This window comes from Cryobacterium cryoconiti (genome assembly GCF_004403065.1).
Classification (GTDB): Bacteria; Actinomycetota; Actinomycetes; order Actinomycetales; family Microbacteriaceae; genus Cryobacterium; species Cryobacterium cryoconiti.
The window spans coordinates 1-20,897 of sequence record NZ_SOHA01000041.1; the positions used below are offsets into that span (position 1 = coordinate 1).

The following is a 20,897-nucleotide window of genomic DNA, read 5'->3' on the forward strand; positions in this document are numbered from 1 at the left end:
CCAGGATCAAACTCTCCGTAAATGTTTGATTGCACGACCCGACCCTTCGACAAGCTCAGGGACCGAGACGGCACATCTAGTGTGACTGACCGCCGGAATGGGCGGACCAGACACAAGTTTGAAACTGACAGAACAAATCATTACTGACTTGCTTTGTTGTTTAAATGTTTTCCAAAGGAATCTCTTCCGCGGTGCTCCCTAGAAAGGAGCCCTACGACCGAGGTTTTTGGCATTTGACATTGTGCACGCTGTTGAGTTCTCAAGGATCGGACGCACCCGACTTCAGGCCCTATAATGGGCTGTCGCTTCGGGGCAACTTGTATAACTTACCTGCCCGGCCAGACCCTGTCAAATCAAGGCCGGCAGCCTGTTTCGAGTGCACTAAAGCGACTCACAACAACTACCAACCAAGCCATAACAAGAAGCCGGGGAGAGTTACTATCTTAGGCCTCCCCCGCACCGATCCGAAACGGATACAAGCACTGGGCGAAGCTAAAAACCTTGGTTCCACGTGAGGCCGGGAAGCTCTGCGGCTTTCCGCACCTGTGGGGTACGTTTGAATACATTACGGTCCCCGCGCGGAGCCGTCAAAACCAGAAAACGCCCGGGCGTGTCACACCCCGAAAGGCAGAACGACCGGGCGGCATCCGACTGGATCAGACGACGGGATCAGACAACGAAAACGCCGGCCAGGGTCTTCTTCCCGCGGCGGAGCACGGCTACTCCCCCGGGGAGAACGGCCCCTTCGATGGTCTGCTCGTCGCTCAGCACCTTCACGTTGTTGAGGTAGACCCCACCCTGGCTGATCGCCCGGCGGGCTTCGCTCAGACTGGCAGTGAGTCCGGTGTCGACCAGCAGCTGCACCACGGGGGCGCGCGGGGCGGTGGTGGTGTTGGGAAGTTCCCGCAGCGCGGCTTCGAGGGTGGCCTCGTCGAGATCGGACAGTTCGCCCTGACCGAAGAGGGCGTGCGCGGCCTGGATGGCGGCATCCGTTGCAGCCCGCCCGTGGACGAGGCTCGTCACCGAAACGGCGAGCGTGCGCTGGGCCAGCCGCTTGAACGGCTCGGTCGCCACGGCACCCGCGAGTTCCTCGATCTCGGCCCGGGTCAGGAAGGTGAACACCTTGAGCCGGTTGATGACGTCGGCATCGTCGGTGTTGAGCCAGAACTGGTAGAACGCGTACGGGCTGGTGAGGGTGGGGTCCAGCCAGACCGCGTTGCCCTCGCTCTTGCCGAACTTGGTGCCGTCACTATTGGTGATCAACGGGGTGCCGATGGCGTGCGCGCCCTCCCCCTCCGCCTTGCGGATGAGGTCGATGCCGCTGGTGAGGTTGCCCCACTGGTCGCTGCCTCCGGTCTGGAGTACGCACCCATACGTGCGGAAGAGCTCGAGGAAGTCCATGCCCTGCAGCACCTGGTAGCTGAACTCGGTGTAGCTGATGCCGGCGTCAGAGTTCAGGCGGGCGCTCACGGCATCCTTCTTGAGCATGCTGCCCACCCGGAAGTACTTGCCGATGTCCCGCAGGAAGTCGATGGCGCTGAGCGGCGCGGTCCAATCGAGGTTGTTCACCAGGGTGACGGCGTTGTCGCCCTCCGAGCTCAGAAAGCGCGAGACCTGGTCCTGGAGGTAGCCCACCCACTGACCGACGACATCCCGCGAGTTGAGGGTGCGCTCGGCGGTGGGACGCGGGTCGCCGATCAGGCCGGTGGAACCGCCCACCAGACCGAGCGGCTTGTGGCCGGCCAGCTGCAGCCGGCGCATGAGCAGCAGTTGCACCAGGTTGCCGAGGTGCAGGCTCGGGGCGGTGGGGTCGAACCCGCAGTAGTAGGTGACGGGCGGACCGGCCAGCAGCTCGCGCAGTTCAGCGGCATCCGTGGACACCTGCACCAGGCCTCGCCAGGAGATCTCCTCCCACACGTCGTCGAAGGTCGGGTCATTGGCTTGCAGGGCGAGGATGGCTGGATCTGACACGAGCCAAGGTTATCAGCGCCCTCCCACGGCACCCCCTCGATGTCCCGAAGTTCATCACCTGGCCTTGACCTGCGTTAGTTAAGTCTGCAAACTGAATTCATACAGATTCATCTTTGATGCTTCATATTTGATCGCTTTGCTGGAGGTAGAGACCATGTTCGTGATCACCGCCGACCAAATCGGCAGCCGCACCGACCGCGACCGGGCCGGCGAGATGATCGCCGCGCTCAACGGCGAATTCGGTTCAGCCTTCATCCTGCCGCCCGACCAGACGGCCGGCGACGAGATTCAACTGCTGCTGCGGGATGCCGCCACAGCGCTGGCCGTGCTTCTCGCCCTGCACCGGGAGGGCCATTGGAGCATCGGCCTCGGCCTCGGCGAGGTGCGCACTCCCCTGCCGGCGTCGACCCGGCAGACATCCGGGGGTGCGTTCGTGGCGGCCCGCGCCGCCGTGACCCGGGCGAAAAAGGCCGAGGCACGGTTCGCCCTGGCCGTCGACCCGGCTCCCGACCCTGCTCCGGATGCCGGGCTCGCCGACGGTGCCGGCGAGTCGGGCGCGGGCTCGATTCTCGATGCCGAGGAGGTGGAGGCCCTGATCACGACGCTGCTCCTGCTGCGTCAGCGCCGCACGACGGAGGGCTGGACGGCCGTCGACCTGCTTCAGGCCGGACTGTCCCAGGTGGAGATCGCCGGCCGGCTCGGCATTTCGACCGCGGCTGTCAGTCAGCGCATTCGCAGCGCCCTCTGGAGGGTCGACCGGTCGGCCCAGCCCGCACTCGTTAGGCTGCTGGAGAACCTCGAGCACGCTACGACCGAAACGGACCCTGCCGGATGAACTCCTCGACCCTCCCGATCGTGGCGTACCTGTACTGGCTGCTCCTGCTGCTCGTCACGTCCGGTTCGCTCGCCTTCGCCATTCTCGCGTTCCGGCGCCAGAAGCTGCCGTTCGCCGCCGTTTCAGCCGGCGCTCTCGCTGCGGCCCTCCTGGTGGCCGCCCTCCCTTCCCCCGGTGGATCCGCGGTCTCGGGAGTCATCCTCGGCATGCTGGCACTCGGCCTGGCCGTGGTCGGCGGCGGCCCCGCGGCGCTGCTCGCGCTGCGGCTCGCCACCAACAACTCGGTACCTCAGGGCGAGCACGGCGGAATCCTGGTCGAGAACGGTGACGTCGGTGGGGCGCCGGCGCCGGCTCCCGCTTCGACACCGGCGACCGTGGCCGAGGCCGCTGGTGCTGGTGCTGGTGCTGGTGCTGGTGCTGGTGCTCCCGATGGTCCCGGTGCGGCGGGCGCTTCCGGCGCCTTCGTGCATGAGGTACTGCGCGGCGGTCTGATGATCGGCATCCTGGAGCGCCTCGCCGTGGCGGGTGCCATCCTGGCCGGTTTTCCGGAGGCCATCGCCGTCGTCGTGGCGATCAAGGGCGTCGGCCGGTTCACCGAACTGGCCACGGCCGAGGCCCGGGAGCGATTCATCATCGGCACGCTGGCCAGCCTGATCTGGGCCTGCGCGTGTGCCGCGCTGGTGCAGATCGCCCTGACCTAGAGCAGGTAGACCCTGCTCCTGACCGCGGGTGTCGGCCCCGTTTCGACTCTCGGCGCACCTTTCGGAAGCGGGCGCACGGTAGAACCTGCGCCGGCTTCCGAAAGGTGCGCCACGAGCCTCGCCCGAGTGACGGATGCGATCACCCGCCGACGCGCTTAGAGACGCTCGGGCGGGGCGACGAGCTTCGGATGCCGTCGGTACGTCGACACGGTCGCGTCGCCCGGGATCCAGAATCGCCACGGGTACTCCGCTCCCCCGCCGGCCCCGCCCACCCCGGTGCGGGGCCCGGAGAGGAACGGAGCCGGATGCTCGGGCAGCGTCAGCTCGAACGGTGCGTGACCGAGGTCGGCGCCGTCGTCTCCCAGGCCGATGCCGAGCGCCAGCGTGAGCCGCGCCGGGCCTCGCGCCAGGTCGAGGTCCAATCGGGAGGTAGGCCGACGCATCCGTGCCTCGGGCAGACCGGCCACGATCTCGCCGGCGCGCAGCAGCACGGCCGACGCCTCACCCTCCGGCGAGCAGACCACGTTCGCGCAGACGTGCCTGCCGTAACTGAAATACGCGTAGACGTGGCCGCTCGGGCCGAACATCGAGGCGTTCCGGCGGGTGCGTCCGCGAAACGCGTGTGAGCCGGGGTCGACGCCCTCGCCGAGGTAGGCCTCCACTTCGGTGATGCGCAGCAGCACCCCGGCGCGCCCGATCAGCGCACCCAACAGCAGTGGCGCGACCGTGGCCGCCGGTCGCGCCAGAATGCCGCCGGCGAGTGTCACATGCCGAGCGCAGCCGCAAGCGCGCGCACCCGGGTGACGAGCACCGCGCGCTGCTCGGCCACGCGCACCGGGGCGGTGCCGCCCTGGCCGTCGCGACGGGACACCGAACCGGTGATGGTGAGCACCTCGCGCACATCCGGCGTGAGGTGCGGCGACAGTGTGAGCAGCGCGGCGTCGTCGACCTCGTGCAGGTCGAGCCCGTTCTGCTCCGCGTACTTCACCAGCGCGCCGGTGATCTCGTGCGCATCGCGGAAGGTGACCTGCTGCTTGACGAGCCACTCGGCGACATCGGTGGCCAGGGAGAATCCCTGGGGGGCGAGCTCGGCCATCCGTTCGGTGTGGAAGGTCAGGGTCGCGATCATTCCGCTGAAGGCCGGCAACAGCACCTCGAGGGTCGCGATCGAGTCGAAGACGGGCTCCTTGTCTTCCTGCAGGTCGCGGTTGTACGCGAGCGGCAGTCCCTTGAGCGTGGTCAGCAGGCCGGTCAGGTTGCCGATCAGGCGGCCCGACTTGCCGCGGGCCAGTTCGGCGATGTCCGGGTTCTTCTTCTGCGGCATGATCGACGACCCGGTGGAGTAGGAGTCGTCGAGGGTGACGAAGCCGAACTCGCGGGTGTTCCAGAGGATGATCTCCTCGGCCAGCCGGGACAGGTCGATGCCGATCTGCGCGGTGATGAACGCGAACTCGGCGACCAGGTCGCGGCTTGCCGTGCCGTCGATCGAGTTCTCCACCACGGCGCTGAAACCGAGGTCGGCCGCGACCAGGTTGGCGTCGAGGCCGAGCGTGTTGCCGGCCAGCGCCCCCGACCCGTAGGGCGAGAAATCGGCGCGCTTGTTCCAGTCGGTGAACCGCTCGAGGTCGCGAACGAGCGGCCAGCAGTGCGCGAACAGGTGGTGCGCCAGCAGAACCGGCTGGGCGTGCTGCAGATGCGTGCGGCCGGGCATGATGGCGTCGCCGTTCGCCTCGGCCTGCGACGCCAGGGCGTCGATCAGGTCGATCACGTGGGCGGAAATGCCCTGCGCCTTGTCGCGCAGCAGCATGCGCACCAGGGTGGCAACCTGGTCGTTGCGGCTGCGTCCGGCGCGCAGCTTGCCGCCGAGTTCGACGCCGACGATGTCGATCAGGCCGCGTTCCAGGGACGAATGCACGTCCTCGTCGGATTCCGCGGGCAGGAAGCTCTCGTCGAGAACAGCCTGCATGAGGGTATCGAGGCCGGCGATCATGGCGACGAGTTCCGGGTCGGTCAGGTAACCGGCCGCGGCCAGGGCCCGCGCGTGAGCCTGGGAACCACGGATGTCGTAGGGAGCCAGCGGCCAGTCGAACTGGGTCGACTTGCTCAGCTTCGCCAGCTCCGGTGACGGCCCCCCGGCGAAGCGGCCGCCCCAGAGGGCGCCCGCCTTGCCGGCGCGGTTCTCGGTCGTGTCCTTGTCGCCAGCCACGTCGCCCTACTTGCCGGCGAGGTCGCGGCGAGCCGAGATCTTGCTCGGCAGCGACCACAACTCGATGAAACCCTTGGCCATGGACTGGTCGAAGGTGTCACCGGTGTCGTAGGTGGCGAGGTTGAAGTCGTAGAGGCTCTGCGCGGACTTGCGGCCGGTGACGACGGCGGTGCCGGCGTGCATCTTCAGACGGATGTCGCCGGTCACGTGCTTCTGCGTCTCGTCGATGAACACGTCGAGGGCGCGCTTCAGGCCGGAGAACCAGAGGCCGTCGTAGACGAGTTCCGCCCACTTGGACTCGACCGTGCGCTTGTACCGGGCCAGGTCGCGTTCGACGGTCATGTTCTCGAGTTCTTCGTGCGCGGCGATCAGGGCGATGCCGGCCGGAGCCTCGTACACCTCGCGGCTCTTGATGCCGACGAGACGGTCCTCGACGATGTCGATGCGTCCGACGCCCTGGTTGCCGGCGAGCAGGTTCATCATTTCGATGGCCTGCAGCGGGGTGACGGCGACGCCGTCGATCGCGACGGGAACACCCTGGTCGAAGCTGATGACGACCTCGGTGGGCTCGCGCGTCACGGCCGGGTCCTGCGTGTAGGTGTAGAGGTCTTCGATCGGGGCGTTCCACGGGTCTTCGAGGAAGCCGGTCTCGACCGCACGCCCGTAGACGTTCTGGTCGATCGAGTAGGGGCTCTTCTTCGACTGCGCGATCGGCAGGTTGTGCAGGGCCGCGTATTCGATGGCTTTGTCGCGGGTGAGCGCGAAGTCGCGCACCGGGGCGAGCGAGGTGAGCTCGGGTGCGAGGGCGGCGACGGCTGCCTCGAAACGCACCTGGTCGTTGCCCTTGCCGGTACAGCCGTGCGCGACGCTGTTCGCGCCGAGCTCCTTGGCCGTGGAGGCGAGGTACTTGGCGATCAGCGGGCGGCTGAGCGCGGAGACAAGCGGGTACCGCTTCTGGTAGAGCGCGTTGGCCTTGAGGGCCGGCACGACGTAGTCGCTGGCGAACTCGTCTTTCGCGTCGACGACGATGGACTCGACGGCGCCGCAGTCCAGGGCGCGCTGGCGGATGACGTCCATATCCTCGCCGCTCTGTCCGACGTCGATGGCGAGGGCCACGACCTCTTTGCCGGTCGCATCCTTCAGCCAGCCGATGCCCACCGAGGTATCGAGTCCGCCCGAATATGCCAGCACAACGCGTTCAGCCATGGTTCTCCCTAAAGATAGATCTGTTCAAGTTTACGGTTACGCTCTGACACCCGAGAGTGCCTGTTCCGGTCGAGAGTGACCGTTATACCGGGCACTCTCGACCGGAAAGGTCACTATGCGGGGGTGTTCTGGGCGAGCAGCCAGACGAGCAGGGCCTTCTGGGCGTGCAGCCGGTTCTCGGCCTCGTCCCAGATGATGCTCTGCGTGCCGTCGATCACGTCGGCGTCCACCTCGTAGCCGCGGTCGGCCGGCAGGCAATGCATGAAGTGCGCGTCGGGCTTGGCGAGGGCCATCATGGCCGCGTCCACGCGGTAACGACCGAGGTCGCCGAGGCGCGTGGCCTTCTCCTCCTCCTTGCCCATCGACACCCACGTGTCGGTCACGACCACGTCGACGCCGGTGACGGCCGCGAGCGGGTCGGTGAAGAGCTCGACGGAGCCGCCGGTGCGCTGGGCGATCGCCGTGGCATCCGCGACGACCGCGTCGCTGGGCGTGTAACCGGCCGGGGAGGCGATGCGCACGTGCATGCCCGCGGTCGCGCCGGCGAGCAGGTAGGACTGGCCCATGTTGCAGGCGCCGTCGCCGAGGAACACGATCGTCTGGCCGGCCAGATCACCACGGTGCTCACGGATGGTGAGCAGGTCGGCGAGCAACTGGCAGGGGTGGAAGTCGTCGGAGAGGGCGTTGACGACGGGCACCGTGGTGCCGAGTGCCATCTCCTCGAGTCCGGCCTGACCGTAGGTGCGCCAGACGATCGCGGCCACCTGGCGTTCGAGCACGCGGGCCGTGTCGGAGGCGGTTTCCTTGCCGCCGAGCTGGCTGTTCGCGGTGCTGATGATCAGCGGGCTGCCGCCGAGGTCGGCGATTCCCACGGCGAAGGAGACCCGGGTGCGGGTCGAGGACTTGTCGAAGATGACGGCCACGGTCTGCGGGCCGGCCAGGGGCTTGACCGCGAATCGGTCTCGCTTCAGCTCCAGTGCCAGGTCGAGGATCTCGGCCTGTTCGGCCGGTGAGATGTCGTCGTCGCGCAGGAAATGGCGGGTCACGGTGTCACTTTCGCTGTCAGGAATAGATTGTTCAACTCTAGAGGCTGGCCAGAGCGAGCCCGAATCGGCGCTCGAAATCGGCCAGTTCGGCATCGCCGACGATCAGGGGCGGGGCCAGACGGATGGTGGACTCGTTCGCGGCGTTCACGATCAGGCCGTTGCTCTGGGCCGCGGCCGTGAGGCGCGAGGCGACCGGCTCGGTCAGCCCGACGCCGATGAGGAGGCCGCGCCCGCGCACCTCGCCGATCAGCGGCGAGCCGAACCCGGCGAGGATCTGCCGCAGCTGCTCCCCGCGGCGCGCGGCGTTGGCGACCAGCCCGTCCGCCTCGATGGTGCCGAGCACGGCGTTCGCGGTGGCCGTGACGAGCGGGTTGCCGGCGTAGGTCGAGCCGTGCTGGCCGCGCTGGAACAGCTCCGACGCCGCGCCGAACGTGACGAGGGCGCCGATGGGCAGTCCGCCGCCGATCCCCTTGGCCAGCGTGATCGCATCCGGCAGGATGCCTTCTCGCTGGTAGGCGAACCACTCGCCGGTGCGGCCGGCGCCGGTCTGCACCTCGTCGATGATGAGCAGCACACCGTGCCGGGTGCACAGCTCCCGGGCCCGGCGGAGGAACCCGTCGGGCAGGTCGATCACCCCGGCCTCCCCCTGCACGGGCTCGAGGAACAGGGCGGCGACGGTGTCGTCGATGGCGGCGTCGAGCGCCTCGAACGTGGCGCGGATGTGCTCGACCCCGCCGGGCACGGGCAGGAACGGCTCGCGCATGGACGGCTTGCCGGACAGCGCCAGCGCCCCCATGGTGCGGCCGTGGAACGAGTCGTGCAGGGAGAGGATGCGGGTGCGTCGCCCGCCCACGGTGTTCAGCCGGGCCAGTTTGAACGCGGCCTCATTGGCCTCGGCGCCGGAGTTGCAGAGGTAGACCCGGCCGGCCGGGCCCGCACCGGTGAGGCGTTTCAGCCGTTCGGCCAGTTCCAGCTGCGGCGGCGACGCGAAGTAGTTGGAGACGTGCGCGAGCCGGCCGACCTGGTCGGTGACCGCGGCGACGAGTGCCGGATGCGCGTGGCCGAGCGAGTTCACGGCGATCCCGGCGAGGAAGTCGAGGTATTCCGTGCCCTCGTCGTCCCAGACGTAGCACCCCTCGCCGCGCACGAGCATCGCCAGCGGCGGCGCGATCGTGCGCATCAGGGCGGCGCTGAAACGCTCGCGCCAGTCGTGGGTGCCGGAGTCGGCCATCTGTTCGCTTCTCACTTCTGTCGGTGTCATGCGGGGACTACTTCGGTTCCGATCCCGCTGCCGGTGAAGACCTCGAGCAGGATCGAGTGCGGCACGCGGCCGTCGATGATGGCTGCCTTCGCAACGCCGCCCTCGACCGCGTCGAGGCAGGCCGTCATCTTGGGGATCATGCCCGACTCGAGATCGGGCAGCAGGGCGCGGAGCGAGTCCACGTCGATGACCGACACCAGCGAGTCGCGGTTGGGCCAGTCGCTGTACAGCCCCGCGACATCGGTCAGGATGACCAGTTTGGCGGCGCCGAGGGCGACCGCGAGGGCCGCGGCGGCGGCGTCCGCGTTGATGTTCAGAGACTGGCCCGGGACATCCGTGTCGGGCGCGATCGAGGAGACGACCGGGATGCGGCCCGCGGCGAGCTGGGCGTGCACGGCCTCGGGGTCGACGCCGATCACGTCGCCGACGAGGCCGAGGTCGACCTCCTCACCGTCGATCACGGTGCCGCGCCGCCGGCCCTGGAACAGCCCGGCGTCTTCGCCGGAGAGGCCCGCCGAGATGGGGCCGTGCTGGTTGATCCGGCTGACGAGCTCACGGTTGATCTGGCCGGTGAGCACCATGCGCACCACGTCCATCGCCTCGGGGGTGGTCACCCGGTAGCCGCCGCGGAACTCGCTCTCGATGCCGAGCCGGTCGAGCATGGCGGAGATCTGCGGGCCGCCGCCGTGCACGACGACGGGGCGGATGCCGCAGTAGCGCAGGTAGACCATGTCCTCGGCGAACGCGGCCTGCAGTTCCTCGCTGACCATGGCGTTGCCGCCGAACTTGACCACGATGATCTGGTCGTGGAACCGCTTGAGCCAGGGCAGCGACTCAATCAGCGTGGCGGCCTTGACGGCCGCCTCCGCGCGGCTGTTCGTCTCGTCGCGGCCGGTCTGGTCGCCGGGGGTTCCGTGGGCCGGGGTCAACTCGAGTACGCGCTGTTCTCTTCGACGTAGGCGTGGGTGAGGTCGTTGGTCCAGATCGTGGCCGTCTCGGTTCCCTCGTGCAGGTCGATCACAACGGAGACGGAGCGGGGGGTCAGGTCGACGAGCTCGCGCGGCTGGTCGGGCTCCCCCGCGGTGCAGACCTGCACGCCGTTGATGGAGACGTCGATGCCGTAGGGGTCGAAGGCGGCATCCGTCGTGCCGACGGCCGCGAGCACGCGTCCCCAGTTGGGGTCGTTGCCGAAGATCGCGGTCTTGAACAGGTTGCTGCGGGAGACCGCGCGGGCGACCGTGACGGCGTCGGCCTCGGAGGCGGCGTTCCGCACCGTGATGGCAACGTCGTGGGCGGACCCCTCGGCGTCGGCCTGTAGCTGCAGGGTGAGGTCCTGGCAGATGGCGACGAGGGCATCCGTGAATTCGGCCAGGTCGGCGGTGACGCCGCTGGCCCCGGAGCCGAGGAGGGTGACGGTGTCGTTGGTGGACATGCAGCCGTCGGAGTCGAGCCGGTCGAAGGTGACCCGGGTGGCCTGGCGCAGTGCCACGTCGAGCTGGTCGGAGTCGAGCACGGCGTCGGTCGTGAGGACAACGAGCATGGTGGCCAGGCCGGGTGCGAGCATGCCGGCGCCCTTGGCCATACCGCCGATCGTCCAGCCGGCGTCGGAGACGAGCATGGTCTGCTTGGGTGTGGTGTCGGTCGTCATGATCGCCTGCGCCGCGGCCAGGCCGGCCGCCTCGGAGCCGGCATTCTCACCCTGCAGGGCGAGGGTGGCATCCCAGACCCCGGCGGTGATCTTGCCCAGGTCCAGCTGTTCGCCGATCAGGCCGGTGGAGCAGACCAGCACCTCACCGGCGGAGATCTCCAGGCGGTCGGCGATGGCTTCGGCGGTGGCGTGCGTGGTCTGGAACCCGATGCTGCCGGTGTAGCAGTTCGCGCCGCCGGAGTTCAGCACGATGGCCTTGACCCGGCCGGCCTTCATGACCTGTTCGCTCCAGAGCACCGGGTTCGCTTTGCAGCGGTTGCTGGTGAAGACGCTGGCCGCACTGGTGAGCGGGCCGAGGTTCTGCACCACGGCAAGGTCGAGACCGCCGGAATGCTTCAGTCCGGCGGTGACTCCGGCGGCGGCGAACCCGGAGGGAGCGGTGACACTCATGGGGCAACTCCATTCGTGCAAAGGCCCGTGGTTTCGGGCAGTCCCAGGGCCAGGTTGGCGCACTGGATGGCGGCACCGGCGGTGCCTTTGGTGAGATTGTCGACGGCCGTGATCGTCACGACGCGGCCCACGGCCTCATCGACGGCGAGGCCGATCAGGGCGGTGTTGGCGCCGAGCACGTCAGCCGTGCGCGGAAACCGCCCCTCGGGAAGTACATGCACGAACGGCTCGTCGGAGTAGGTCTGCTCCCAGGCGGCACGCACCGCGGCCGCCGACGTGCCGGGAACGAGGCGGGCAGTGGCGGTGCAGAGGATGCCGCGACTCATCGGTACGATCACCGGGGTGAACGAGATGGTCGGGTGTGCGGCCCCGGCCCAGCGCAGGCTCTGCTGGATTTCAGGGATGTGGCGGTGCACTCCGCCGACCGCATACGGGTTGGCCGAGCCGAGGATCTCGCTGGCCAGGTTCGGCAGCTTCAGGCTCTTGCCGGCACCGGAGGGTCCGACCGCGAGCACGGCGACGAGGTCGTCGGGCTCGATCACACCGGCACGGATGCCCGGGGCCAGGGCCAGCGCCACCGTGCTCGCGTTGCAGCCGGGGGCGGCGATGCGGCGGGAGCCGGCCAGCCGGGCGCGCTGCGTGCCGCCGGCCACGGGCAGCTCGGGTACGCCGTAGGTCCACGCGCCGAAGTAGTCGCCGCCGTAGAACGCCGCCCAGTCCGTTTCGCTCTCGAGCCGGTGGTCGGCGCCGCAGTCCACGACGAGGGTGTCGGCGGGCAGGTGCGCGGTGAGTGCACCGGATGCCCCGTGCGGCAGGGCGAGGAACACCACGTCGTGCCCGGCGAGGGTTTCGGGCGTGGTGTCGACCAGGGTGAGGTGAGCGAGCGAGCGCAGGTGCGGCTGAACGTCGATCAGACGCTGGCCGGCATTGCTGTGCGCCGTGACCGTGCGCACCTCGAAGTCGGGGTGCCCGGCCAGCAGACGCAACAATTCACCGCCCGCATAACCACTCGCACCTGCCACCGCCACCGAAAAAGACATGTTCCAAACTTAGCGCGCCGCCTCGCGCGCCGAGAATCGCCATTCGCGCCGATAATCGCCGCTCGGGCGGCGACTGTCGGCAGATCGGGCGACTCTCGGCGCGCGTGGGGCGGAGCGGTCGGGCGGCACCGGGGCTCCTACTCGCGCAGGGTGGCCCCGAAGCGGGCGGCGGCCACCGCGACGCCGGCGAGCTTGGCGTCGCTGGCCTCCGCGGCGGTGAGGGTGCGATCGGGCGCCCGGAACCGCAGCGCGAACGTCAGCGACTTGCGGCCGGGCACCACGCCCGTGCCCCGGTAGTCGTCGACGAGTTCGGCGTGGTCGAGCAGCGGCCCGCAGCCCTCCCGCAGGGTGCGCAGCACGTCGCCGGCGGGCACGGCGGCGTCCACCACGAGGGACAGGTCCTGCGTGGCGGCCGGCATCGTGGCGATCGGGGTGGCGCGCAGCTCGGCTCCGGCCTCAGCGAAGACCGCGGTCAGGTCGATCTCGGCGACGGCGACGACCGCGGGCAGGTCCGCGCCGCGGGCGACGCGGGGCAGCAGTTCGCCGGCGTAGCCGACCGAGGTGAGCCCGGCATCCGTCGTCACGAACAGCTCGGCGGTGCGGCCGGGGTGCATCGCCTGGTGCGAGCCCTGACGCACGCTGATCGGCACACCGGCGGCCAGCGCCACCTGCTGCACGGCGGCAAGGGCATGCTGCCAGCTCGCCGGCACGACCGGCTGCCCCGGCTGGGGCCGCACGACGGAGCCGGTCAGCACGACCGCCACCGACAAGGGCTGCGGCGGGATGCCGGCGTTCAGCTCGGCCTCCAACTGCGCACTCGGGCGCACCGCGCCGGGCGGCACGACGGCGCTGCCGTAACGGATGCCGGCCACGGGCCGGAACACGAGGCCCAGTTCGAAGACGGCCAGGTCGACGATCCCGCGCGAGCGGTTGCGGTGTGCGATCTGCAGCAGCCCCGGCAGGATCGACGTGCGCAGGAACGGCGCCTCCCCGTCGAGCGGGTTGGCGACGCGGATCTGCGGAACGGCAGGCCCACCGGCCGGCACCACCGGCAGCCCGAACAGGTTGTTGGATTTCTCCGACACGAACGGGTACGCGAGCACCTCGGTGTGGCCGGTGGCGGCGAGCGTCTGCGCGACCTGGCGGCGCAGGATCTGGGCGTGGGTGAGGCCGCGCCCGGGCGGGGCGACGGGCAGTACCGACGGGATCCGGTCGTAGCCGACGATGCGGGCGACCTCCTCGGCCAGGGTCCACTTGTCGGTCAGGTCGGGGCGCCAGCTCGGCGCGGTGACGTTCAGCCCGGCCGGGGTCTCCTCGAGGGAGGCGCCGATCTCGGCCAGCGAGGAGCGCACCTCACCCGGGGTGTACTCGAGCCCGATCAGGCCGGAGATGAAGCCGGTCGGCAGCGCGATGGGCAGTCTCTCGGGGGTGGCGTCGTGCAGGGAGCCGAGGCCGTCGGCCTCTCCCCCGGCGAGTTCGACCAGCAGCTGCACGACGCGGGCGGCGGCGACCGCGGCCACGGCCGGGTCGACACCGCGCTCGAAGCGGCGGGACGCCTCGCTGGGCAGCTTGTGTCGGCGGGCCGTGCGCGCGATCGACACGGGATCGAAGTTCGCGGCCTCGATCAGCACATTCGTGGTGCCGGCGCCGATCTCGGTGCTCTGGCCGCCCATCACGCCGGCCAGGCCGATCGGCCCGGACTCGTCAGTGATCAGCAGATCTTCGGCGTTCAGGGTGCGGGTCACGTCGTCCAGGGTGACGAGCTTCTCGCCCGCCGCCGCGCGGCGCACGGTGATGCCGCCGGTCAGCGTGTCGAGGTCGTAGCCGTGGATCGGCTGGCCGAGCTCGATCATCACATAGTTGGTGACGTCGACGATCAGCGAGATCGAACGGATGCCGGCCAGCTTCAGCCGGGCGATCAGCCAGGCCGGAGACGGCCGGGTGGGGTCCACACCGCGCACCGCGCGGGTGACGAACACGCTCGCGCCGACGCGTCCGCGGATCGGGGCCCGGTCGTCGACCGTGACCGGGAAGGCGACCGTGGACGCGTCCGCGGTCAGGGCGAGGGCGGGATCACGGAAGGCCGCGCCGGTGGCGTGCGCGTATTCGCGGGCGACGCCGCGGATCGAGAAAGCGTAGCCACGGTCGGGCGTGACGTTGATCTCGACGGCGGTGTCGTCGAGGCCGAGGAGGGCGATCGCATCCGTGCCGATCTCGGGATCGAGGCCGAGGCTGCCGAGCACCAGGATGCCGTCGTGCTCATCGCCGAGGCCGAGCTCGCGGGCCGAGGCGATCATGCCGTCGGACACATGCCCGTAGGTCTTGCGCGGCATGATCGGGAACGGGCCGGGCAGCACGGCGCCGGGCAGGGTCACGACGACCTTGTCGCCGACGACGAAGTTGTGGGCACCGCACACGATGCCGTGCACGGCCGGGCCGCCGTCGGCCGCGAGCTCGCCGTCGGCGGCGACGCGCACCTGGCACCAGTTGATGGTCTTGCCGTTGGTCTGCTCTTCGCCGACGAACTCGAGAACCTGGCCGACCACGATCGGGCCGGTCAGCTCGAAACGGTGGATCTCCTCCTCTTCGAGACCCACGCTCACCAGGGCGGCGTGCACGTCTTCGGGCGTGGTGCCCGGGGCCAGGTCGACGAACTCGCCCAGCCAGCTCAGTGGTACGCGCATCAGACGGTCATCCCGTACTGCTGGCTGAACCGGACGTCGCCTTCGACCATGTCGTGCATATCCTTCACATCATTTCGGAACATCAGTGCCCGTTCGACGCCGACGCCGAACGCGAATCCGGAGTAGACCTCCGGGTCGATCCCGGCGGAGCGCAGCACATTGGCGTTGACCATGCCGCAGCCGCCCCACTCGATCCAGCGGGCGCCGTCCTTGAACGTCGGGTGCCACAGGTCGAGTTCGGCGCTGGGCTCGGTGAACGGGAAGTAGTTGGGGCGAAGGCGCACCTTCGCCTCGGGGCCGAACATGGCCTTCACGAAGTGGTCGAGGGTGCCGCGCAGGTGCGCCATGGTCAGTCCCTTGTCGATGGCGATGCCCTCGATCTGGTGGAACACGGGAGTGTGCGTGGCGTCGAGCTCGTCGGTGCGGAAGACGCGTCCGGGCGCGACGACGTAGACGGGCAGTTCGCGGGACAGCAGGGCGCGCAGCTGCACCGGCGAGGTGTGGGTGCGCAGCACCAGGTGGGCGTCGGGCGGGTCGATGAAGAAGGTGTCCTGCATGGCGCGGGCCGGGTGGTCCTCGTCGAAGTTGAGCGCGTCGAAGTTGAACCACTCGCTCTCGAGCTCGGGGCCCTCGGCGACCTCCCAGCCCATGCCGACGAAGACATCCGCGACCCGTTCCTGCAACAGGGTGAGCGGATGCCGCGCGCCGGCCTTCCAGGTGGACGCCGCCGCGGTCACGTCGACCGTTTCGGCCGCGAGCTGGGCGGTGGCCTCCGCCTCGGTGATCGCGGTCTCGCGGGCGGAGAACGCCTGGGCGACGGCACCGCGGGCCTGGCCGAGGAGCTTGCCGGCGGCGGCCTTCTGGTTGCCGGGCACGCTGCGCATCAGCGCGTTGAGCCGCGCCAGCGGGGAGGCCTCGCCGGTGTGCTCGGTGCGCACGGTTTTCAGGGCTGCGGAGTCGTTCGCGGCGGCAATGGCGGCGAGGGCGGCCTCGACGGCCGCGCTCACGACTGGTTCGGAGATCTCAGTGGGGTCAGACACAAGGCACAAGTTTAGTGCTGCTGCGCCTACGGCTTGCCCATCTGGTTGCCCAGCGCCGCCGGGTAGACCAGCTCGGGGTCGAGGGGCTTCTCGGGCGGAGCCTTCGTCTCCGTCGTCACGCCACCGGACTTGGAGCCGGTGCGACGGGCGATGACGCGGGCCAGCCAGGAGAGCAGCAGGTTCATCGTCAGGTAGATCGCGAGCACAACCAGGAAGAAGGAGAAGGAATAGCGGCTGCCGAAGAAGTTCGTCATCGAGGTGCCGCTGCGGAGCAGTTCCTCGTAGCCGACCACGAAGGCCAGGGACGTGTCCTTGAGGAGTACGACGAGCTGCGCGATGATGATCGGCAGCATCTGCCGGAACGCCTGGGGGAACTCGATCCGCAATCGTGTCGCCACCGGGGTGAGCCCGATGGCCAGCCCGGCCTCGCGCTGGCCGCGGGGCAGGCTCTTGATGCCGGCCCGGAGCGCCTCGCCGATGATCGCGCCGTTGTAGACGGAGAGAGCGGCGACGCCGGCCCAGAAGGAGCCGGTGGAGAAGACGAGCAGGATGAAGAGCATCATCAGCAGCACGGGCATGCCGCGCACGAATTCGAGCACGACCGTGGTCGGAATCCGAATCCATTTGGTGTCGGACACGCGTCCGAACGAGAACAGAACGCCGAGCAGCAGCGCGAACACCGCGGCGACGCCGGCCATCCGGAGGGTGTTCAGGGCTCCGCGGCCGAGGGTGCGCCAGACCTCGCGGTCGGAGAAGACATCCCAGCGGGTCGGATCCCACAGTCCCGGCTGCACGGCGCCGTTGGCACTGGTCTTGGGCGCGCCCAGGGCCAGGATGAGCCAGACGAGGCCCGCGGCGATGAGCAGTGCGGTGACCACGGAGAAAATGCGGGACCGCAGGATGGCCTTCGGGCCGGGAGCGTCATAGAGCACGGAGGTCATCGGAGTACCGCCACCTTCTTCTCGACCCGCGCGGCGATCAGGCCGAGCGAGATGGTGACCAGGAGGTAGAAGGCCGCGACCGCGAGCAGGATGGCGAGCACCTGGTCGCCGCGGTCGTTGGTGACCTTGCGGGCGGCGCCGAACAGTTCGAAGACGAAGAATGCACCGGCGACGGAGGTGTTCTTCGTCAGGGCGATGAACACGTTGATCAGCGGCGGGACGACCATGCGCACGGCCTGCGGCATGACCACGAAGGAGAGGGTCTGGGTGAAGGTCAGTCCCACGCTGCGGGCGGCCTCGGCCTGGCCCACGTGCACGCCGTTGACGCCCGAGCGCAGCGCTTCGGCGACGAACGGCGAGGTGTAGACCGTGAGGCCGATCATGGCGAGCACGAAGTAGCCCGGGGAGAACTGCAGGTACGGCAGGATGAAGGCGCAGAAGAACAGCACCAGGGTGAGCGGGGTGTTGCGCACGATCTCGGTGTAGACCGTGGCGAATCCGCGCAGGGATGCGACGGGCGAGATGCGCATGGCAGCGATGATGATGCCGAGCACGAGCGCTCCCGTGCCGGACAGAAGCAGAAGGCCCAACGTGTTCTTGAAGCCTTCCAGGAACACGGGAAGGTTTTCGATGACTGCGTCCACAACTCACCTCCTCTTCTGTAGTGACTGTCTGGGTATCGTGCGGGTGCACGTGGAACGTGATGATCGGGGCGGCCGTTCTTTGAGACCGGCCGCCCCGGTCAGCGTGTGGTGCTGGTTGTGCCTAGTACCGGTTGACGGTCGGCGGGGTCGGGGTCTCGAGCACCGTGCCGGCGGTCGCTTCCCAGGCCTTGGCCCAGGTGCCGTCGTCGAAGGACTCTTCGAGGACATCGTTGATGAAGGTGCGGAACTCCGTGTCGTCCTTCTTCAGGCCGATGCCGTAGGGCTCCTCGGTGAAGGGGTTGTCGACAACCTCGAACTCACCGGCGTTCTGGTCGGCGAGGCCGGCCAGAATGACGTTGTCCGTGGTCACGGCGACAACCTCGCCGCTGCGCAGCGGGCCGAGGCAGTTGGAGTACGTGTCGGTCGCGATCACGTTGTCGGTGTACGCGGCGATGTTCTTCTCCGACGTCGAACCGCTCACGGTGCAGACGGGCTTGCCGGCGAGGTCGTCCGGGCCGGTGATCTTGTCGGGGTTGCCGGCGAGCACGAGCAGGTCCTGACCGGCCAGGTAGTACGGTCCGGCGAAGTCGACGACCTCCTTGCGGGTGTCGTTGATCGTGTAGGTCGCGACGACGAGGTCGACCTGGCCGTTCTGCAGGAAGGGCTCGCGGTTCGCGGACACGGTCTCGGTCCACTTGATGTTCTCGGCGGAGATGCCGAGCTTGGCGGCGATGAGCTTGCCCATCTCCACGTCGAAACCGACCGGCTTGTCGTCCGGGCCCTTGAGGCCGAAGAGCGGCTGGTCGAACTTGGTGCCGATGGTGATCTTGCCGGCCTCGTTCAGCTTGGCCATGGTGGTACCGGCTTCGAACTCAACCGTTTCCTCAACCGGAGCAGCCTCAGGCGTCTCAGCGGAATCGGTGCATCCGCTGAGAGTGAGGGCGCTTGCGAGGGCAATGGCCGAAATCATTAGACCTTTTTTGAGTCTCATGGGTATCTCCTGATTGCTGTGTCGTCCTGCACACCGGTTAGTGGGCAAGTATTTTGGAGAGGAAGTCTTTCGCTCTCGTGCTCTGGGGGTTCGTGAAGAACTGCTCGGGCGTGGTCTCTTCGACGATCTCGCCCTCGGCCATGAAGATGACGCGGTCGGCGGCACGACGGGCGAAGCCCATCTCGTGCGTGACGACGATCATGGTCATGCCGTCGTTGGCGAGGTTGATCATGACCTCGAGCACCTCGTTGATCATCTCGGGGTCGAGCGCGCTGGTGGGCTCGTCGAGCAGGATGACCTTGGGGTCCATGGCCAGGGCCCGTGCGATCGCGACGCGCTGCTGCTGCCCGCCGGACAGCTGGGCCGGCATCTTCTTCGCCTGGTTGGCCACACCGACGCGCTCGAGGAGCACCATGGCCTTCTCCTCGGCCTCGGCCTTCGACAGCCCGCGAACCTTGATCGGTCCGAGGGTGACGTTCTCGAGAACGGTCTTGTGGGCGAACAGGTTGAACGCCTGGAACACCATGCCGACGTCGGCACGCAACTTGGCCAGCGCCTTGCCCTCGGCCGGCAGCTTCACGCCGTCGATCGTGATCACGCCGGCGTCGATGGTCTCGAGCCGGTTGATGGCCCGGCACAGGGTGGACTTGCCGGAACCACTGGGCCCGATCACCACGACGACCTCACCCCGGTTGACGACGGCGTTGATCTTCTTCAGCACGTGAAGTTCACCGTAGTGCTTGTCGACGTCGCTGATCACGACGAGAGGCTCACCGCGCAACACCGTGATGTTGGACGTCGCCGGCGCAGAATCTGTAGGCTCCATGTCCCCCAACCTAGGCTAGAGGGAGGGTCCTTCAGAACCACCGGCGTGCGTGGTTACCGAGCTGTGATGATCAGCTGCGCTGCGCGAAAGCACTTTCGTACAGGCAAACACTGGCGGCCGTGGCCAGGTTCATCGATTCGGCGTGACCGTAGATGGGCACCGAAATGGACCGGTCGACCAGGGCGAGGTCCTCGTCGGTGAGGCCGCGGGCCTCGTTGCCGAACAACCACGCTGTCGGCGCGACCAGGAGCCCCTCCGTGCGGGCGGCGAGAAGGTCCGTGCCCTTGACGTCGGCGGCGAAGATCTGCAGGCCGGCGAACCGGGCCCGCTCGCGCACGTCGGACAGCGTGGCGCTGACGGCGACGGGAAGGTGGAAGATGGACCCGGTCGAGGAACGCACGACCTTCGGGTTGTAGAGGTCCACGCTGCGGCCGGTGAGGATCACGGCGTCGGCGCCCGCGGCATCCGCCGCACGGATGATGGTGCCGGCGTTGCCGGGGTCGCGCACCTCTTCGAGGATGGCGATGAGCTTCGGCTCGCCCGCGAAGATGTCCTTGACGGAGGTCGGGAACTGGCGGCACACCGCGACGAAGCCCTGGGGCGTGACGGTGTCGGCCATGGTTTCGAGCACCTGCTCGGTGACGAATTCGAGGTCGGCACCCACCTCTTGCGCAACCTGCGCGATTTCGGGGTGACGCTCGAGGGCGGTGGGGGTCACGAACAGTTCGACGACGAGTTCGGGTCGGAAGTTCAGGGCTTCGGAGACGGCCTGGGGGCCTTCCAGCAGGAACAGCCCCGTCTCAGAGCGAGCGGCTCGATTCGCCAGTTTCGCGACAGCCCGCACACGCGGAGAACGGGGATTATCTAACATGCCTCCAGCTTACTTGCCGAGGCCGCACCCGGGGCGCTCTGGCAGGCGCACTGGCACGCAAAACGGGAGCGGGCGCTGGGCCCGCTCCCGTGAAGAGTGCGTGATGGTGCCGGTGCCGGCGGAAAGCTACGCGGCGACCTTGGGTGCCGACGTGTCGGCGGGCAGTGCTGCCTTGGCGCTCTCGACGATGGCCGCGAACGTGGCGGGCTCGTTGACGGCCAGCTCGGCCAGCATGCGACGGTCGACCTGGATGCCGGCCAGGGCGAGGCCCTGGATCAGACGGTTGTAGGTCAGGCCGTTCGCACGGGACGCAGCGTTGATCCGCTGGATCCACAGGCGACGGAAGTCACCCTTGCGTGCACGACGGTCACGGTAGCTGTAGGTGAAGGAGTGAGTCAGCTGCTCCTTGGCCTTGGTCACCAGACGCGAGCGCTGGCCGCGGTAGCCCTTGGCGCGTTCGAGAATTACGCGACGACTCTTGTGGGCGTTGACGGCCCTCTTTACTCTTGCCATTTTCTTAGTTCCTTACGGGGTAC

19 protein-coding genes are annotated in these 20,897 nt (G+C 68.4%); 2 read left to right on the forward strand and 17 right to left on the reverse strand.

The annotated features are described in order from the left end of the window. Nucleotides 1-669: 669 nt before the first annotated feature. The gene (tyrS, locus tag E3T49_RS14345) at nucleotides 670-1,971 is read right to left on the reverse strand and encodes a tyrosine--tRNA ligase (RefSeq protein WP_134425589.1); all 1,302 of its coding nucleotides are present in this window, start codon (nucleotides 1,969-1,971) and stop codon (nucleotides 670-672) included. A gap of 154 nt (nucleotides 1,972-2,125) precedes the next feature. On the opposite strand from tyrS, the gene E3T49_RS14350 reads away from it, so the two are divergent. Then, a complete protein-coding gene (locus E3T49_RS14350; RefSeq protein ID WP_134425590.1) occupies nucleotides 2,126-2,806 on the forward strand; it encodes a winged helix-turn-helix transcriptional regulator in 681 nt (226 codons plus the stop codon). After that, complete coding sequence (locus tag E3T49_RS14355) at nucleotides 2,803-3,507, forward strand: hypothetical protein (RefSeq protein ID WP_134425591.1); 705 nt, start codon at nucleotides 2,803-2,805, stop codon at nucleotides 3,505-3,507. The genes E3T49_RS14350 and E3T49_RS14355 overlap by 4 nt, the downstream gene beginning before the upstream one ends. A 155-nt stretch (nucleotides 3,508-3,662) precedes the next feature. Here the strand turns inward: E3T49_RS14355 and E3T49_RS14360 are convergent, their stop codons facing one another. The 16 genes from E3T49_RS14360 to rplT form a co-directional block, all read right to left on the reverse strand. Beyond that, nucleotides 3,663-4,274 (reverse strand): DNA-3-methyladenine glycosylase, encoded by a 612-nt coding sequence (locus tag E3T49_RS14360; RefSeq protein WP_134425592.1) that lies wholly within the window; start codon nucleotides 4,272-4,274, stop codon nucleotides 3,663-3,665. Continuing rightward, the gene (gene argH / locus E3T49_RS14365) at nucleotides 4,271-5,713 is read right to left on the reverse strand and encodes an argininosuccinate lyase (protein ID WP_134425593.1); all 1,443 of its coding nucleotides are present in this window, start codon (nucleotides 5,711-5,713) and stop codon (nucleotides 4,271-4,273) included. The genes E3T49_RS14360 and argH overlap by 4 nt, the downstream gene beginning before the upstream one ends. Before the next feature lie 6 nt (nucleotides 5,714-5,719). Further along, nucleotides 5,720-6,919, reverse strand: coding sequence for an argininosuccinate synthase (locus E3T49_RS14370; RefSeq protein WP_134425594.1), 1,200 nt, complete (start codon nucleotides 6,917-6,919; stop codon nucleotides 5,720-5,722). 113 nt (nucleotides 6,920-7,032) lie between these two features. After that, nucleotides 7,033-7,965 carry an ornithine carbamoyltransferase gene (gene argF / locus E3T49_RS14375; RefSeq protein ID WP_134425595.1) on the reverse strand — a complete coding sequence of 311 codons (933 nt, stop codon included), beginning with the start codon at nucleotides 7,963-7,965 and terminating at the stop codon, nucleotides 7,033-7,035. Nucleotides 7,966-8,002: 37 nt separating this feature from the next. Beyond that, on the reverse strand, nucleotides 8,003-9,226 hold the full coding sequence (locus tag E3T49_RS14380) for an acetylornithine transaminase (RefSeq protein WP_420898560.1): 1,224 nt from the start codon (nucleotides 9,224-9,226) through the stop codon (nucleotides 8,003-8,005). After that, complete coding sequence (gene argB, locus E3T49_RS14385) at nucleotides 9,223-10,155, reverse strand: acetylglutamate kinase (protein ID WP_134425596.1); 933 nt, start codon at nucleotides 10,153-10,155, stop codon at nucleotides 9,223-9,225. The genes E3T49_RS14380 and argB overlap by 4 nt, the downstream gene beginning before the upstream one ends. Then, a complete protein-coding gene (gene argJ / locus E3T49_RS14390; RefSeq protein WP_134425597.1) occupies nucleotides 10,152-11,324 on the reverse strand; it encodes a bifunctional glutamate N-acetyltransferase/amino-acid acetyltransferase ArgJ in 1,173 nt (390 codons plus the stop codon). Before argJ ends, argB begins: the two co-directional genes overlap by 4 nt. After that, nucleotides 11,321-12,364 (reverse strand): N-acetyl-gamma-glutamyl-phosphate reductase, encoded by a 1,044-nt coding sequence (gene argC / locus E3T49_RS14395; protein ID WP_134425598.1) that lies wholly within the window; start codon nucleotides 12,362-12,364, stop codon nucleotides 11,321-11,323. Before argC ends, argJ begins: the two co-directional genes overlap by 4 nt. Nucleotides 12,365-12,501: 137 nt before the next feature. Next, nucleotides 12,502-15,048, reverse strand: a complete 2,547-nt coding sequence (pheT, locus tag E3T49_RS14400) for a phenylalanine--tRNA ligase subunit beta (protein WP_134425599.1) — start codon at nucleotides 15,046-15,048, stop codon at nucleotides 12,502-12,504. After that, a complete protein-coding gene (gene pheS / locus E3T49_RS14405) occupies nucleotides 15,048-16,088 on the reverse strand; it encodes a phenylalanine--tRNA ligase subunit alpha (protein ID WP_134425600.1) in 1,041 nt (346 codons plus the stop codon). The genes pheT and pheS overlap by 1 nt, the downstream gene beginning before the upstream one ends. Before the next feature lie 26 nt (nucleotides 16,089-16,114). Continuing rightward, nucleotides 16,115-17,029 carry an amino acid ABC transporter permease gene (locus E3T49_RS14410; RefSeq protein WP_134425601.1) on the reverse strand — a complete coding sequence of 305 codons (915 nt, stop codon included), beginning with the start codon at nucleotides 17,027-17,029 and terminating at the stop codon, nucleotides 16,115-16,117. Next, nucleotides 17,026-17,673: an amino acid ABC transporter permease gene (locus tag E3T49_RS14415; protein ID WP_134425602.1), complete on the reverse strand. Its 648-nt coding sequence runs from the start codon at nucleotides 17,671-17,673 to the stop codon at nucleotides 17,026-17,028. The genes E3T49_RS14410 and E3T49_RS14415 overlap by 4 nt, the downstream gene beginning before the upstream one ends. A 121-nt stretch (nucleotides 17,674-17,794) precedes the next feature. Next, nucleotides 17,795-18,643 (reverse strand): glutamate ABC transporter substrate-binding protein, encoded by an 849-nt coding sequence (locus E3T49_RS14420; RefSeq protein WP_241972843.1) that lies wholly within the window; start codon nucleotides 18,641-18,643, stop codon nucleotides 17,795-17,797. A 58-nt stretch (nucleotides 18,644-18,701) separates the two neighbouring features. Continuing rightward, nucleotides 18,702-19,490, reverse strand: coding sequence for an amino acid ABC transporter ATP-binding protein (locus tag E3T49_RS14425; RefSeq protein WP_134425604.1), 789 nt, complete (start codon nucleotides 19,488-19,490; stop codon nucleotides 18,702-18,704). Between the two features lie 70 nt (nucleotides 19,491-19,560). Beyond that, a complete protein-coding gene (locus tag E3T49_RS14430) occupies nucleotides 19,561-20,361 on the reverse strand; it encodes a TrmH family RNA methyltransferase (RefSeq protein ID WP_134425605.1) in 801 nt (266 codons plus the stop codon). Between the two features lie 126 nt (nucleotides 20,362-20,487). Next, on the reverse strand, nucleotides 20,488-20,874 hold the full coding sequence (gene rplT / locus E3T49_RS14435) for a 50S ribosomal protein L20 (RefSeq protein ID WP_134369906.1): 387 nt from the start codon (nucleotides 20,872-20,874) through the stop codon (nucleotides 20,488-20,490). Nucleotides 20,875-20,897 lie beyond the last annotated feature (23 nt).

What these genes read in the sequence shown, in the direction of transcription:
- E3T49_RS14350 (WP_134425590.1), top strand. Translation starts at nt 2,126, where the DNA reads ATGTTCGTGATCACCGCCGACCAAATCGGCAGCCGCACCGACCGCGAC.
- E3T49_RS14355 (WP_134425591.1), top strand. Translation starts at nt 2,803, where the DNA reads ATGAACTCCTCGACCCTCCCGATCGTGGCGTACCTGTACTGGCTGCTC.
- E3T49_RS14370 (WP_134425594.1), bottom strand. Translation starts at nt 6,919, where the DNA reads ATGGCTGAACGCGTTGTGCTGGCATATTCGGGCGGACTCGATACCTCG.
- E3T49_RS14380 (WP_420898560.1), bottom strand. Translation starts at nt 9,226, where the DNA reads ATGACACCGACAGAAGTGAGAAGCGAACAGATGGCCGACTCCGGCACC.
- argJ (WP_134425597.1), bottom strand. Translation starts at nt 11,324, where the DNA reads ATGAGTGTCACCGCTCCCTCCGGGTTCGCCGCCGCCGGAGTCACCGCC.
- argC (WP_134425598.1), bottom strand. Translation starts at nt 12,364, where the DNA reads ATGTCTTTTTCGGTGGCGGTGGCAGGTGCGAGTGGTTATGCGGGCGGT.
- pheT (WP_134425599.1), bottom strand. Translation starts at nt 15,048, where the DNA reads ATGCGCGTACCACTGAGCTGGCTGGGCGAGTTCGTCGACCTGGCCCCG.
- E3T49_RS14410 (WP_134425601.1), bottom strand. Translation starts at nt 17,029, where the DNA reads ATGACCTCCGTGCTCTATGACGCTCCCGGCCCGAAGGCCATCCTGCGG.
- E3T49_RS14420 (WP_241972843.1), bottom strand. Translation starts at nt 18,643, where the DNA reads ATGATTTCGGCCATTGCCCTCGCAAGCGCCCTCACTCTCAGCGGATGC.
- E3T49_RS14425 (WP_134425604.1), bottom strand. Translation starts at nt 19,490, where the DNA reads ATGGAGCCTACAGATTCTGCGCCGGCGACGTCCAACATCACGGTGTTG.
- E3T49_RS14430 (WP_134425605.1), bottom strand. Translation starts at nt 20,361, where the DNA reads ATGTTAGATAATCCCCGTTCTCCGCGTGTGCGGGCTGTCGCGAAACTG.
- rplT (WP_134369906.1), bottom strand. Translation starts at nt 20,874, where the DNA reads ATGGCAAGAGTAAAGAGGGCCGTCAACGCCCACAAGAGTCGTCGCGTA.